The sequence below is a fragment of the Piscinibacter sp. genome (genome assembly GCF_050175855.1).
Classification (GTDB): Bacteria; Pseudomonadota; Gammaproteobacteria; order Burkholderiales; family Burkholderiaceae_C; genus Piscinibacter.
Window position 1 is genome coordinate 1 of record NZ_JBFXIO010000112.1, and the last position, 12,365, is coordinate 12,365.

The 12,365-nt window shown below is 70.1% G+C and carries 14 protein-coding genes; 9 read left to right on the plus strand and 5 right to left on the minus strand.

Going from position 1 to position 12,365, the window contains the following annotated elements:
- Together AB7U92_RS10690 and AB7U92_RS10695 are read left to right on the plus strand one after the other, a co-directional pair.
- On the plus strand, positions 1–520 hold a 520-nt coding region (locus tag AB7U92_RS10690), incomplete at its 5' end, for a sulfatase-like hydrolase/transferase (protein ID WP_428576177.1).
- A 32-nt stretch (positions 521–552) separates the two neighbouring features.
- Entirely contained in the window at positions 553–2,622 is a 2,070-nt protein-coding gene (locus AB7U92_RS10695) for a M3 family metallopeptidase (RefSeq protein ID WP_428576178.1), read from the plus strand.
- A gap of 7 nt (positions 2,623–2,629) precedes the next feature.
- On the opposite strand, the gene AB7U92_RS10700 is transcribed toward AB7U92_RS10695, so the two are convergent.
- From AB7U92_RS10700 to AB7U92_RS10710, 3 genes are all read right to left on the minus strand, one after another.
- Entirely contained in the window at positions 2,630–5,575 is a 2,946-nt protein-coding gene (locus tag AB7U92_RS10700; protein ID WP_428576179.1) for a PAS domain-containing protein, read from the minus strand.
- A gap of 67 nt (positions 5,576–5,642) precedes the next feature.
- Complete coding sequence (locus tag AB7U92_RS10705; RefSeq protein ID WP_428576180.1) at positions 5,643–6,674, minus strand: NADP-dependent oxidoreductase; 1,032 nt, start codon at positions 6,672–6,674, stop codon at positions 5,643–5,645.
- A 157-nt stretch (positions 6,675–6,831) separates the two neighbouring features.
- The gene (locus AB7U92_RS10710; protein ID WP_293437116.1) at positions 6,832–7,041 is read right to left on the minus strand and encodes a cold-shock protein; all 210 of its coding nucleotides are present in this window, start codon (positions 7,039–7,041) and stop codon (positions 6,832–6,834) included.
- Between the two features lie 309 nt (positions 7,042–7,350).
- On the opposite strand from AB7U92_RS10710, the gene AB7U92_RS10715 reads away from it, so the two are divergent.
- From AB7U92_RS10715 to AB7U92_RS10730, 4 genes are all read left to right on the plus strand, one after another.
- A complete protein-coding gene (locus tag AB7U92_RS10715) occupies positions 7,351–7,737 on the plus strand; it encodes a hypothetical protein (protein ID WP_428576181.1) in 387 nt (128 codons plus the stop codon).
- Positions 7,738–7,806: 69 nt separating this feature from the next.
- Positions 7,807–8,811 (plus strand): LLM class flavin-dependent oxidoreductase, encoded by a 1,005-nt coding sequence (locus AB7U92_RS10720; RefSeq protein ID WP_428576182.1) that lies wholly within the window; start codon positions 7,807–7,809, stop codon positions 8,809–8,811.
- Positions 8,811–9,047: an RNA-binding S4 domain-containing protein gene (locus AB7U92_RS10725; RefSeq protein ID WP_428576183.1), complete on the plus strand. Its 237-nt coding sequence runs from the start codon at positions 8,811–8,813 to the stop codon at positions 9,045–9,047. The genes AB7U92_RS10720 and AB7U92_RS10725 overlap by 1 nt, the downstream gene beginning before the upstream one ends.
- Positions 9,048–9,088: 41 nt before the next feature.
- The gene (locus tag AB7U92_RS10730; RefSeq protein ID WP_428576184.1) at positions 9,089–10,111 is read left to right on the plus strand and encodes a methionine synthase; all 1,023 of its coding nucleotides are present in this window, start codon (positions 9,089–9,091) and stop codon (positions 10,109–10,111) included.
- A gap of 8 nt (positions 10,112–10,119) precedes the next feature.
- On the opposite strand, the gene AB7U92_RS10735 is transcribed toward AB7U92_RS10730, so the two are convergent.
- A complete protein-coding gene (locus AB7U92_RS10735) occupies positions 10,120–10,641 on the minus strand; it encodes a porin family protein (protein ID WP_428576185.1) in 522 nt (173 codons plus the stop codon).
- Between the two features lie 72 nt (positions 10,642–10,713).
- Between AB7U92_RS10735 and AB7U92_RS10740 the strand changes: the two genes are divergently transcribed.
- The 3 genes from AB7U92_RS10740 to AB7U92_RS10750 all read left to right on the plus strand — a co-directional run bounded on the left by AB7U92_RS10740 (position 10,714) and on the right by AB7U92_RS10750 (position 11,853).
- Complete coding sequence (locus AB7U92_RS10740) at positions 10,714–10,878, plus strand: hypothetical protein (protein WP_428576186.1); 165 nt, start codon at positions 10,714–10,716, stop codon at positions 10,876–10,878.
- Complete coding sequence (locus AB7U92_RS10745) at positions 10,875–11,621, plus strand: 2OG-Fe dioxygenase family protein (RefSeq protein WP_428576187.1); 747 nt, start codon at positions 10,875–10,877, stop codon at positions 11,619–11,621. The genes AB7U92_RS10740 and AB7U92_RS10745 overlap by 4 nt, the downstream gene beginning before the upstream one ends.
- 76 nt (positions 11,622–11,697) lie before the next feature.
- Positions 11,698–11,853, plus strand: coding sequence for a DUF3149 domain-containing protein (locus AB7U92_RS10750; protein ID WP_428576188.1), 156 nt, complete (start codon positions 11,698–11,700; stop codon positions 11,851–11,853).
- A 22-nt stretch (positions 11,854–11,875) separates the two neighbouring features.
- On the opposite strand, the gene AB7U92_RS10755 is transcribed toward AB7U92_RS10750, so the two are convergent.
- Positions 11,876–12,365 (minus strand): alpha/beta hydrolase family protein (locus AB7U92_RS10755; RefSeq protein WP_428576189.1); only part of this gene is annotated, 490 nt, incomplete at its 5' end.

The following is a 12,365-nucleotide window of genomic DNA, read 5'->3' on the forward strand; positions in this document are numbered from 1 at the left end:
GATCGGCCGCTTCGTCGAGAAGGCGCGCAGCCACCCCTGGTTCGGCCGCACCGTGTTCGTGTTCGTCGCCGACCACAGCTCGATCGCCCGCGGGCGCAGCGACCTGCCGATGGACCGCTTCCACATCCCGATGGTGGTGTGGGCGCCGGGGCTGGTGGCGCCGCAGCGCATCGATGCACTGGCCTCGCAGATCGACGTGGCGCCCACGCTGCTCGGGCTGCTCAATGTTTCGTATGTCTCGGAGTTCTTCGGCCGCGACGTGCTGCGCGACGCCGAGGTGCCGCCTTCGCTGTTCATGGCGAACTACCAGACGGTGGGCTTCGTCGGCGAGGGCGAGCAGGTGGAGCTGCGGCCGCGGCGGGCCACGCGTGTCGTGCCCACGGACGGTGGCGCCCACGATGCCCGTCTCGAGCAGGCCGCCCTGGAGGAAGGCATCGCCTTCTACCAGGTGGCGGCCGAGCGGTTCTCGTCACGCCACAGCGCAGACCCCGCGCCGGCGCGTCCGGGCGGCCACTTCTAGAATCGCGGCTTCTCTCCACCCGAGAAGCCGCCATGTCGCCTGCCACCAGCAACCCGCTGCTGCAGCCCTGGGACACCCCCTTCGGCCTGCCGCCGTTCGACCAGATCCGTGCCGAGCACTTCCCGCCGGCCTTCGAGGCGGCGCGGGCCGCCCACCTCGCCGAGATCGACGCCATCGCGGCGCAGCCCGAGCCGCCGACCTTCGAGAACACCGTCGCCGCGCTGGACCGCAGCGGCCGCCTGTATTACCGGGTCGAGGGCGTGTTCCACAATCTCGCCTCCAGCGAGACCTCGCCGGCGCTGCAGCAGGTCGAGCGCGAGCTGGCGCCGCAGCTGGCTGCGCACCAGAGCGCGATCTACATGCACCGCGGTCTGTTCGAGCGTATCGATGGGCTGCACGCGCGCCGCGACGAGCTCGGCCTGAGCGCGGAGCAGCGCCGGCTGCTGGAGCGCTTCCACTTCGACTTCGTGCGCGCCGGCGCGCGCCTGTCCGGCGACGTGCAGAAGCGTTATGCGCAGGTGATGCAGCGCCTGGCCGAGCTGACCACGCGCTTCGGCCAGAACGTGCTGGCCGACGAGTCGTCGTTCCGCCTCGAACTGCGCAGCGAGGAAGAACTCGCCGGCCTGCCCGAGTTCGTGCGTGCGGCGGCGCGGCAGGCGGCGGCCGACCGCGGCATCGCCGACGCCCATGTGATCACGCTGTCGCGTTCGCTGATCGTGCCTTTCCTGACCTTCTCGGAACGGCGTGACCTGCGCGAGCAGGCCTGGCGAGCCTGGACCAGCCGCGGCGAGCACGACGGCGAGCGCGACAACCGGCCGGTGGCGCGCGAGATCCTCGCGCTGCGCCACGAACAGGCGCGCGCCCACGGCTATGCCTGCTATGCCGACTACGCGCTGGCCGACACCATGGCCGGCACGCGCGCGGCGGTGGGCGGGCTGCTCGAACAGGTGTGGACCCGCGCCGTCGCCCGCGTCGAGGAGGAACGCGAGGCGCTGCAGGCGCTGGTGCTGTCGCGCGGCGAGTCGCTCACCCTCGAGGCCTGGGACTGGCGCTACTACGCCGAGAAGGTGCGCGCGCTGCGCTACGACCTCGACGAGGCGCAGGTCAAGCCGTACTTCCCGCTGGAGCGCATGGTCGAGGCCGTGTTCGACTGCGCCAGGCAACTCTTCGGCCTGGAGTTCGTGCGCCGGCCCGACCTGAAGGCCTACCACCCCGACGTGAAGGTGTACGAGGTGCGCGGCCGTGACGGCGCGCACGTGGGCGTGTTCCTGCACGACAACTTCGCGCGGCCGAGCAAGCGCAGCGGCGCGTGGATGAGCAACTACCGCCAGCAGTCACGCAACGTGGCCGGCGGCGGCACGATCTCGCCGATCGTGGTGAACAACAACAACTTCGCCAAAGGCGCGCCCGGCGAGCCCACGCTGCTGAGCTTCGACGACGCCCGCACGCTGTTCCACGAGTTCGGCCACGGCCTGCACGGGCTGCTGTCCAGCGTCACCTACGAGCGTCTGTCGGGCACCAACGTGCTGCGCGATTTCGTCGAGCTGCCCTCGCAGCTGTTCGAGCACTGGCTGACCGAACCGGCGGTGCTGAAGAAGCACGCCCGCCACTTCGCCAGCGGCGAGCCCATCCCCGATGCGCTGGTCGACAAGCTGCACGCGGCACGCCGGTTCAACCAGGGCTACGAGACGGTGCGCTACACCGCGTCGGCGCTGGTCGACATGGCGGTGCACTCGACGGCGGAGCCGGGCGGCGTCGACATCGTCGCCGCGGAAGCGGCCGAGCTGCGGCGCATCGGGCTGCCGCACGGCGTGGGCCTGAACCACCGGCTGCCGCACTTCCAGCACCTGTTCTCCGGCTCGCACTATGCCGCCGGCTACTACGTCTACCTGTGGGCCGAGGTGCTCGACGCGGATGGCTTCGATGCCTTCGCCGAAGCCGGCAACCCGTTCGACCCGGCAGTGGCGCAGCGCCTGCAGCAGTTCATCTACTCGGCCGGTGATTCGCTCGAGCCGCGCGCGGCCTACCGGGCCTTCCGCGGTCGCGAGGCCACGGTCGACCCGATGCTGCGCAAGAAGGGGCTGGTGCCGGAGCGCGCCTGAGCGCCCCTCAGGCCGACGGGAAGCGCGATTCGAGGGCGGCGAGGAAGGCGCGGAAGTCGATCGGCTTGGTCCAGTAGTCGTCGAAACCGGCGGCGCGGGCGCGCTCGATGTCCTGCGGCATCGCGTTGGCCGACAGCGCCACGCAGGGAATGGCCGCGGTCTCGGGTTGCGAGCGCAGGCGGCGCAACACCTCGAAGCCGTCGAAGTCGGGCAACTGCATGTCGATCAGCACCAGGTCGGGCCGCAGCGACGCGGCGCGCGCCACACCGGCCGTGCCGTTGCCTTCGCTGTGAATGCGCAGCCCCGAGAGGTTGCGCACCAGTTCCTCGACCAGCAGCACGTTGACGGGGTTGTCCTCGATGTACAGCAGCTGGCCGCGGGTGGCTTCGAGAGGCGAGGGGGTCGAGGCGACGGGCTCGGGCGGTGGCGCCAGCTCGACGCCGGCCGGCGCGCGCGGCAGCGTGACTTCGAAGCGGCTGCCCACGCCGGGCTCGCTGCGCACGTCGACGTGCCCGCCCATGCTGCCCACCAGCGCCTTCACGATGGTCAGCCCGATGCCGGTGCCCTCGATGCCCTCGCGTTCGGCGCCGAGGCGGTTGAAGGGCTCGAACAGATGCTCGAGCTGCGCGGCGCTCATGCCGCGGCCGGTGTCGGCCACCTCGATCGTCACCGCCCGCACTCCGGCGCGGGCCGACAGGCGGACCTCGCCGCCCGGGCGGTTGTACTTGATCGCGTTGGTCAGCAGGTTCATCACCACCTGCAGCGTCCGTGTGCGATCGGCCAGGGCCACGCCCTCGACCTCTCCGCGCATCAGGCGCACGCCCTGGCGCTGCGCCAGCACCGACACCAGTGGCAGCGCCTGGTCGGCCAGCGCGGCAAGCTCGATCGGCTGAGGCTGCAAGCGCAGGTTGCCGGCCTCCAGGCTGGACAGGTCGAGAACCCCGTCGATCAGCGATAGCAGGTGCTCGCCGGCGGCGCGGATGTGGCCGAGCTTGGCGCTGCGCGCCGGGTCGGTGTCCTCGAATTGCAGCAGCTGGGTGAAACCAAGCACGGCGTTCAGCGGCGTGCGCAGCTCGTGGCTCATGCGGGCGAGAAACTGCGACTTGGCCTGGCTGGCGCGCTCGGCCACGGCGGTGGCGGCGCGGGCGGCTTCGGCCTCCTTGGCGTCGGTGACGTCCCAGTTCACGCCGATGCGGCGCAGCGCGCGCCCTTGTTCGTCGGTCACCGCGATCGAGCGCGAGGCCAGCCAGCGCACGCTGCCGTCGGGCAGCAGCACGCGGAACTCGTAGCGCATCGGGCGCCGCTCACCGGCCGACTGCGGCCGCGCATCCATGGTGCGGTCACGGTCCGCCGGGTGAACGATCGACAGCCGCTCCTCGCGCAACGGCGGATCGCGCCGCGGCTCGAGCCCGCGCAGGCGGAACATCTGCTCGTCCCAGCGCTCGGCGCCACTCTCGAAATCCACTTCCCAGGTGCCGATCCCGGCGCTGCGCGCGGCCAGTGCGGCACGCTGGTCGGTGCTGCGCCGCGCCTGCTCGGCCAGCCGCCGTTCGGTGATGTCGAGGGTCACGCCGAAGATCAGCGTGCGGCCGCCCCAGGGCAGCAGCCGCGCGCGGTTGACCAGCCAGCGCACCGCGCCGTCGGGTCGGACGATGCGGTACTCGTGCTCGACCATGCCCTTGGGCGACTCGATCAGCTCCTCGCGGACGCTGCTCATGCGCGGCCGGTCGTCGGGGTGCATGATCTCGTCGATCCACTGGCGGCGCGTCGGCACGCCGGCCTCGGGCGGCCGGCCGTTCAGGGCGAACATCTCGCGATTCCACTCGCCGACTTCGGTCACGGGGTCACGCGTCCAGATGCCCACGCCGGCCGCGCTGGTGGCCATCTCCAGCCGCAACGCCAGCTCGCTGGCTTCGCGCTGGCGCTCGACCTGGTCGGTGAGGTCGAGCGCCACGCCGAGGAAGGCCAGCGGCGTGCCGTCGGGGGCGCGTTGCACCACGCGGCGCGTCAGCACGTGGCGCCAGCTGCCGTCGCTGCGGCGGTAGCGCGCCTGCATGTCGGTCGGCCGGTCGCTGGCCAGGGCACGCTGCGCCGAGGCCAGCACCTCGGGCATGTCGTCGGGATGGATGAAGCTGCGCACTTCGTCGATCGACATGCCGTCGTGCCGAGGCTCGATGCCGAGCACGGCGAAGGCGCGGTCGTTGTAGTGCATGCGATCGGTGCGCAGGTCGTGGCGCCAGATCGCGATGTCGGCCAGCTCGACGGCCAGTTTCAGCTGCGCGCTGGCGTCGCCCAGCGAGCGGGCGAGCTCGTAGACCTCGGTGTCGTCCATCATCACGCCGACGACGCGCTCTGGCCTGCCCGAGGGACCGGTCTTCACCTCCCACTGGGAGTGGATGCGGCAGACCGTGCCGTCCGGCCGCAGCACGCGGTAGTGCTGCGAGTAGCGGCCAGGGGCCATCATCGACTGCCCGAAGGTGTCGTCGAAGCGGTCGTCCGGGTGGATGAATCGTGTGGCTTCCTCGAGATCGGGCGTTCCCTGCGCCGGATCGAGGCCCCAGAAGTCGAACACGTGCCGGTCCCAGCGGCCCTGTCCGCCGCTGATCTCGCGTTCCCACAGGCCGAGCCGCCCGAACTCCTGCGCGATGTCGAGCCGTTCACGCAGCCGTGCCGCTTCACGGCGCTCGCCCAGGTCCTCGAGTTGCCAGGCGACGCCCTCCGGCACCGTGCGGACGCGTACGGCGAAGAGATCCTCGCCGATGGCGACTTCCTCGCCGGGCTTCGCCGGGGGTGCGATGAGCAGCGGCGCCGGCAGGATCGCGCCGAATCGCTGCTGGAAGGCGGCGTTGCTCCACAGCACCGTTCCGTCGGCGGCGGTCAGGGCCAGCAGTTCCCGGGAGGCGGCGGCCCACGCGGACAGCGTCTGGGGAGAGGGGAGGGACTCGGTCGCCACGCGCGAAGTCTAGGCGCCCGACCCCTCGCGCCGGCAGCCGGGCACACCCTGAAGCGAGAAATCCGTCCTATCCGACGCGCAGAACCAGCTTGCCGAAGTTCTGCCCATTGAACAGCTTGAGCAGTGTCGCGGGGAAGTTGGCCAGACCGTCGACCACGTCTTCCTTGCTCTTCATGCGGCCGTCCTTCAGGTAGCCGGCCATCTCGGCGATGGCCTGCGGGTAGCGGTCGGCGTAGTCGAACACCACGATGCCTTCCATGCGCGCGCGGTTGACCAGCAGCGACAGGTAGTTCTTCGGGCCCTGCACCGGCGTGGTGTTGTTGTACTGGCTGATCGCGCCGCAGATCACGATGCGTGCCTTGCGGTTGATGCGCGTGAGCACGGTGTCGAGGATCTCGCCGCCGACGTTGTCGAAGTAGATGTCGATGCCGTCGGGGCAGTGCTGCTTCAGCCCGTCGCGCACGCTGCCTGCCTTGTAGTCGATGCAGGCGTCGAAGCCGAGTTCCTCGACGACCCAGCGGCACTTGTCCGGACCGCCGGCGATGCCGACGACGCGGCAGCCCTTGATCTTGGCCAGCTGACCGACCGTCTGGCCCACCGCGCCGGCCGCGCCGGAGACCACCAGCGTCTCGCCGGCCTTCGGCTGGCCCACGTCCATCAGCCCGAAGTAGCCGGTCATGCCGGGCATGCCCAGCACGTTCAGCCACTGCGTGGGGCTGCCCAGCCGGATGTCGATCTTCACCAGGCCCGAGCGCTTGATCTGGTCGGCCGGGATCAGGCAGTACTCCTGCACGCCCAGGCCGGCGCTGACCGTGTCGCCGACCGCGAAGGCGGCATGGCGCGAGGCGACCACCTCGCCGATGCCGCCGGCGCGCATCACTTCGCCGATGCCCACCGGCGGGATGTAGCTCTTGCCTTCGTTCATCCAGCCGCGCATGGCCGGGTCGAGCGAGAGGTGCGTGGTGCGCACCAGCACGCCGCCGTCGGCCGGCGCGGCCACCGGTTCCTCGGTGAACGACCAGTCGCTGTCCTTCGGCAAGCCCACCGGGCGGGCGGCGAGGCGGATCTGGTGGTTGATGGTGGTGGCGAGATCGGTCATGGGGTCGACTCCGGCTGAAGAGCGCCGGATGTTAGGCGCCTGGGCGAGACCCCGGCGTCGCCTGGGCGACGCGGCGCGCAGAAACGAAAAAGCCGCGGCGGTGCCGCGGCTTCGTCCTTCAGGCGGGCACGTGGCCCGCCATCCGGTCAGCGAGGGATCACAGTGGGCGGATGTTGGCCGCCTGCAGGCCCTTCTGGCCTTGCTTGACTTCGAATTCGACGCGCTGGTTTTCCTGCAGCGTCTTGAAGCCGGTGCCCTGGATGTCGCGGAAGTGGGCGAAGAGGTCGGCACCGCCGGCGTCTTGCGCGATGAAGCCATAGCCCTTGGCTTCGTTGAACCACTTCACGGTACCGGTCTGGGTCGTCATGGACGGATCCTATCTATCAAAAACAATGAGTACGAAAAAGCGCCGGAGTGCCGGCGCACTCAGCACACTCAAGCAACGAGCAGGGGATTTCGAACGATGCCGACTGCGGCGTGCGCAGTGGGAAGAACGGAGATCACGAACGATCGGTGACTTGCGTAGAACTGTGGGCCGTAATGTACACGAGGGGCCCGGATGTGCCCCGTCGCTTCGTGACGTGATGCACGAGCTCGTCGATTGCGTGGGGCGGCATGGGCTGGCGACACATTCGCTCACCGCCGGGCGGGGCTGCTCCGTGGGATGCTCTCGGCCATGAACATCCGCTCCCTCACCGCCCTCGGCGTTCTTTCGCTGGTCAGCCTGCACGCCGCGGCCGCCGACCCCATCGTCAACATCAGCGTCGGCGGCGAGATCGCCCCCGGCGTGTACGGCCGCGTCGACTTCGGCAACGCGCCGCCGCCGCCGGTGCTCTATCCGCAGCCGGTGGTCATCGCTCAGCCGACCCGGCACGTGGTGATGCAGCCGGTCTACCTGCATGTTCCGCCCGGTCATGCGAAGAACTGGGGCAAGCACTGCCACCGTTACGACGCCTGCGGCCGGCCGGTGTACTTCGTCAAGTCGTCGGAGTACGAGCCGCGCGAGGGCAAGGGCCACGGCAAGCACGGTCGCGGTCACGGCAAGCACGGCCGCGACGACTGAGCGCCGCCCGCGCTGCAGCGCGGCGCGCGATGTGCCAAGCTCTCGGCTTTGCCGGGCCTCACATCGCGCATGACCCTTCGTCTCTCCGTACTCGACCAGTCCATCGCCCTGGAAGGCCAGGGTGAGGATGCGGCCATCCGCGACACGCTGGCGCTCGCCGAACACGCCGAGGCGCTCGGCTACGCGCGCTTCTGGCTGAGCGAACACCACGGCCTGCCCACCATCGTCGGCAGCGCGCCGGAGGTGCTGATGGCCGCGGTGGCCGCACGCACGCGGCGCATCCGCATCGGCAGCGCCGGTGTGATGCTGACCCACTACAGCGCGCTCAAGGTGGCCGAGCAGTTCCGCGTTCTCGAGGCGCTGGCGCCCGGGCGCATCGACCTCGGCGTGGGCCGCGCGCCGGGCGGCGAGATGCGCTTCGCGCGGGCGCTGAATCCGAACGCGCACCACGCCGCCGAGCAGTTCCCCGAGCAGGTGATGGACCTGCAGGCCTGGACCTCGCAGCCGTCTCATCACGGCCTCACGGCCCACCCGCGCGGCGAGACGGCGCCCACCCTGTGGATCCTCGGCAGCTCCGACTACGGCGCGCAGCTCGCCGCGCACCTCGGCCTGCCCTATGCCTTCGCCTACTTCTTCATGGACGGGCAGGGCGTGGAGCGCGCGCTCTCGCTGTACCGCGAGCTGTACCGGCCGAGCCCGAAGCACCCGAGGCCGCAGGCCACGATCTGCGTCTGGGCGCTCGTGGCCGAACGCGCCGACGAGGCGCGCCACCACGCGCTCAGCCGCGACCACTGGCGCATGGACCGGCAGCGCGGCGTGCTCGGCGCCCTGCGCGATCCGGCCCGGCTGGCCGCGCAGGGCTTTCGCCCCGAGGACGAACCGACGCTGGCGGCGATGCGTGCCAAGGCCTTCGTCGGCGAAGCGGGCGAGGTGGCCGAGCGCTTGCGCCGGCTCGCCGCCGAACTGCAGCTCGACGAACTGGTGATCAACACCTGGGCTTTCGATCCCGCCGTGCGCCGTCGCTCCTATGCGCTGCTGGCGCGCGAGTTCGATCTTTCTACCCTGGAGCGCTGATGCGCAGCATCGATTTCCCGCTGCGTGGCGACTTCGTCACCCTCGACGCCCTGCTCAAGGCCACCGGCCTGGCCCCCAGCGGCGGCGCGGCCAAGGCCATGGTGGCCGATGGCCGCGTGCAGGTCGACGGCCGCGACGAACTGCGCAAGACCTGCAAGATCCGCGCGGGCCAAGTGGTGGCGGTGGCCGGCGCGCGCGTGCGCGTCATGGCCGATCCCGATGCGCCGGCGGGCTGAAAAGGCGAGCATCGGGGCCTGACTCCACAGAGGCCCTCACCATGTTCGACACCTGCATCGCGGGCAGCCTGCCCAAGCCCGGCTGGCTGGCCGAGACCGAGAAGCTGTGGCCGCAGTGGCGCAGCAGCGGCCCCGAGCTCGACGCGGCCAAGCGTGACGCCACGCTGCTGGCCATCAAGGAACAGGAAGACGCCGGGCTCACCATCGTCGGCGACGGCGAGCAGGCCCGGCAGCATTTCGTGCACGGCTTCGTCGAGCGCGTCGAAGGCATCGACTTCGAGCACAAGGTGAAGATGGGCATCCGCAACAACCGCTACGACGCGATGGTGCCGCAGGTGGTGGCGCCGCTGCGCCTGAGCGGCCGGGTGCATGCGATGGAAGCCCGGCTGGCGCGCGCCCACACGAAGCACCGGCTGAAGTTCACGCTGCCCGGCCCGATGACCATCGTCGACACGGTGGCCGACCGCTATTACGGCGACAAGGTCAAACTCGCCTTCGCCTTCGCCGAACTGCTCAACCAGGAAGCGCTGGCGCTGGAAGCCGACGGCGTCGACATCGTGCAGTTCGACGAGCCGGCCTTCAACGTCTACATGAAGGAAGCCGCCGAGTGGGGCGTGGCCGCGCTGGAGCGCGCCGCGCAGGGGCTGAAGTGCAAGACCGCGGTGCACATCTGCTACGGCTACGGCATCCAGGCCAACGTCGACTGGAAGGCCACGCTGGGTGACCAGTGGCGCCAGTACGAGCAGGTGTTTCCGGCGCTGGCGAAGAGCCGCATCGACCAGGTCTCGCTGGAGTGCTACCACTCCCACGTTCCGCCCGAGCTGATGGCGCTGCTCAAGGGCAAGGACGTGATGGTCGGCGTGATCGACGTGGCCTCCGAGGTGATCGAGACGCCGGAAGAGGTGGCCGACACCATCGGCCGCGCGCTGCAGTTCGTGCCGAAGGAGCGGTTGTTCCCCTGCACGAACTGCGGCCTCGCGCCGATGTCGCGCGAGGTGGCGGTGAAGAAACTGGAGGCGCTGGCACGCGGTGCGGAGATCGCGCGCCAGCGCTACGGTTCCTGAAGCGGGCGTCAGAACTTGTAGTTCAGGCCCACCGAGTACATGTCGGCGTTCGACTTCGAGCCCAGCGCGTCGAAGCGGTAGCGCTCCCACTCGCCGCGGATGCCGAGCTTCGGGTCGAAGTCGTACTGCACGCCGGCGCCGACCTTGTAGCTGGTGCCGCGGTCGTCGCCGCCGAGGCTGCTGTCGAGCTTGCCGTTGAACACGCCGACGCGGCCCAGTGCCGAGAAGCCGTTGCCCAGCGGCAACGTGCCCACCGCGTCGGCATAGAAGCCGTCGGCCTTGAGGCTGCCGGCAGCGCTCTGGTACTTGCCGAAGGTGGCATAGCCGGCCTCGAGCCCGAAGTTCGGCGTGAACGAGTAGCCGCCGTAGATCTTGCCGCCGGTGGCCGACTTGTCGGTCGACAGGCCGCCGATGTCGTCGCCCTTCCACTTCGTGCTGGCCAGGCTGCCGCCGATGGACAGGCCTTCGGCATGCACTGCGGCCGCGCCGAGCATCGAGACACACAGGAGAGCGTTGGCGATCTTCTTCATGGAGAGACTCCTTGTCGTGAGTGAAGGCCGCGGGCTTGGTCGTCCGCGGCCAGTGCACGATGCCCCGCTCGCGTGAAGCAGGTGCTCTCCTTGAGTGAAGTTGTGTGGGCCCGGGTAACGCCGGGTGAAAGCGTCGACTCCGCGTCGCTTCCGGTGGAACTTGCCGGCGCGCCCGGCCTCGAAGGCACGCCCTGGCACGAAGCCTGTCGGCCGGATGCAGGCATGATCCGGGCATGACCCAACTGCTCGCCCCACCGATCACGCCGCCGGCTGCGCTCGACGAAGCCCTGCGCCGCGACGGCCACGCCACGCTCGCGCCCGAGGGCCTCGCGCAACTCACTGGCCTCGACCTGGCTGCGCTCGACGCCTGGATGCCGTCGTGGGATCGCCTGCCGCCCGACGCCCATCTGCGCGACGGTGGCCGCTATCGCCGCCGCCGCCACGGCAACTTCGTGGTCTCCGGCGGCGCGGTGACGCAGGTGCCGCACCGCGCGCACTGGCAGCCGGTGTCGTACAACGCGCTGCACGGCGGCATCGAGCGATGGTTCGAGCCGCTCGAGCCCGCACTGGCCGGCGACGCGGCATTCGCACGCCTGCTGGTGGCGCTCGGCACCGCCTGCTCTGCGCGCAAGGGCGAGCAGCCCTGGTACGTCGAGGCGCACCAGTTCCGCATCGACACCGAAGGCGGCATCGGGCGGCCCACGCCGGAAGGTGCACACCGCGACGGCGTCGACTTCGTGGCCGTTGTGCTGGTTGCGCGCGCTGGCGTGAAGGGCGGCGAGTCGCGCGTGTTCGAAGCCGACGGCCCGAGCGGGCTGCGCTTCACGCTGACGCGGCCGTGGACCACGCTGCTGCTCGACGACGAGCGCGTGATCCACGAGACCACGCCCATCCAGCCGGCCGAACCCGGCGGCCATCGCGACACGCTGGTGCTGACCTTCCGCGCGCACGGCTTCCAGGATCCGCAGCCGGCGCGCTGAAGCCTTGATGCAGCGCAACACACCCTGGGGGGCATGAGGAACAGACTCTCCTACACGAACAAGAAGGAGGTTCCTCATGCACGCACTTCGCGACTTCTTCTCCACCGACTACGGTCTGCTCAGCGCCGGCGTGATCGCCTTCATGCTCGGCATGGGCGCGTTCTACGTGCGCTTCTTCCTCAAGCACATGCACGAGGACGAGGCACGCGCCCGCGCCGCCGGGCAGAAGTGAACGGCCAGCCGCGTTCGCGCGGCTACTTCAGCAGCGTCTCACGCAGGAACAGCGTCGTTGCCCAGAACAGGTAATCGGCGTTCTCCTTGCGCCGGAAGCCGTGGCCCTCGTTCTCGGCACGCAGATACCACACCGGCGTGCCGCGTTCGCGCACCTTCTCGACGATCTGCTCGGCCTCGGTGTAGGGCACGCGGGGGTCGTTGCGCCCCTGCACCACGAACAGCGGCTTGATGATCTTCGCTGCGTTGGTGGTCGGCGAGATGCGTTCGAGGAACTCGCGCATCGCCGGGTCGCGCTCGTCGCCGTATTCGACGCGGCGCAGGTCACGCCGGTAGCTCTCGGTGCTGCGCAGGAAGGTCACGAAATTCGAGATGCCCACGATGTCGATCGCGCCGGCGATGCGTTGCGGGTAGGTGGCGGCCACCGCCAGGCTCATGTAGCCGCCGTAGCTGCCGCCGCGCACCACCACGCGTGAAGCGTCGAGCCGGGGCTGCGTGGCGATCCAGTCGAGC

What these genes read in the sequence shown, in the direction of transcription:
- AB7U92_RS10735 (WP_428576185.1), bottom strand. Translation starts at nt 10,641, where the DNA reads ATGAAGAAGATCGCCAACGCTCTCCTGTGTGTCTCGATGCTCGGCGCG.
- AB7U92_RS10720 (WP_428576182.1), top strand. Translation starts at nt 7,807, where the DNA reads ATGACCCTTCGTCTCTCCGTACTCGACCAGTCCATCGCCCTGGAAGGC.
- AB7U92_RS10745 (WP_428576187.1), top strand. Translation starts at nt 10,875, where the DNA reads ATGACCCAACTGCTCGCCCCACCGATCACGCCGCCGGCTGCGCTCGAC.
- AB7U92_RS10710 (WP_293437116.1), bottom strand. Translation starts at nt 7,041, where the DNA reads ATGACGACCCAGACCGGTACCGTGAAGTGGTTCAACGAAGCCAAGGGC.
- AB7U92_RS10705 (WP_428576180.1), bottom strand. Translation starts at nt 6,674, where the DNA reads ATGACCGATCTCGCCACCACCATCAACCACCAGATCCGCCTCGCCGCC.
- AB7U92_RS10725 (WP_428576183.1), top strand. Translation starts at nt 8,811, where the DNA reads ATGCGCAGCATCGATTTCCCGCTGCGTGGCGACTTCGTCACCCTCGAC.
- AB7U92_RS10715 (WP_428576181.1), top strand. Translation starts at nt 7,351, where the DNA reads ATGAACATCCGCTCCCTCACCGCCCTCGGCGTTCTTTCGCTGGTCAGC.
- AB7U92_RS10750 (WP_428576188.1), top strand. Translation starts at nt 11,698, where the DNA reads ATGCACGCACTTCGCGACTTCTTCTCCACCGACTACGGTCTGCTCAGC.
- AB7U92_RS10730 (WP_428576184.1), top strand. Translation starts at nt 9,089, where the DNA reads ATGTTCGACACCTGCATCGCGGGCAGCCTGCCCAAGCCCGGCTGGCTG.
- AB7U92_RS10695 (WP_428576178.1), top strand. Translation starts at nt 553, where the DNA reads ATGTCGCCTGCCACCAGCAACCCGCTGCTGCAGCCCTGGGACACCCCC.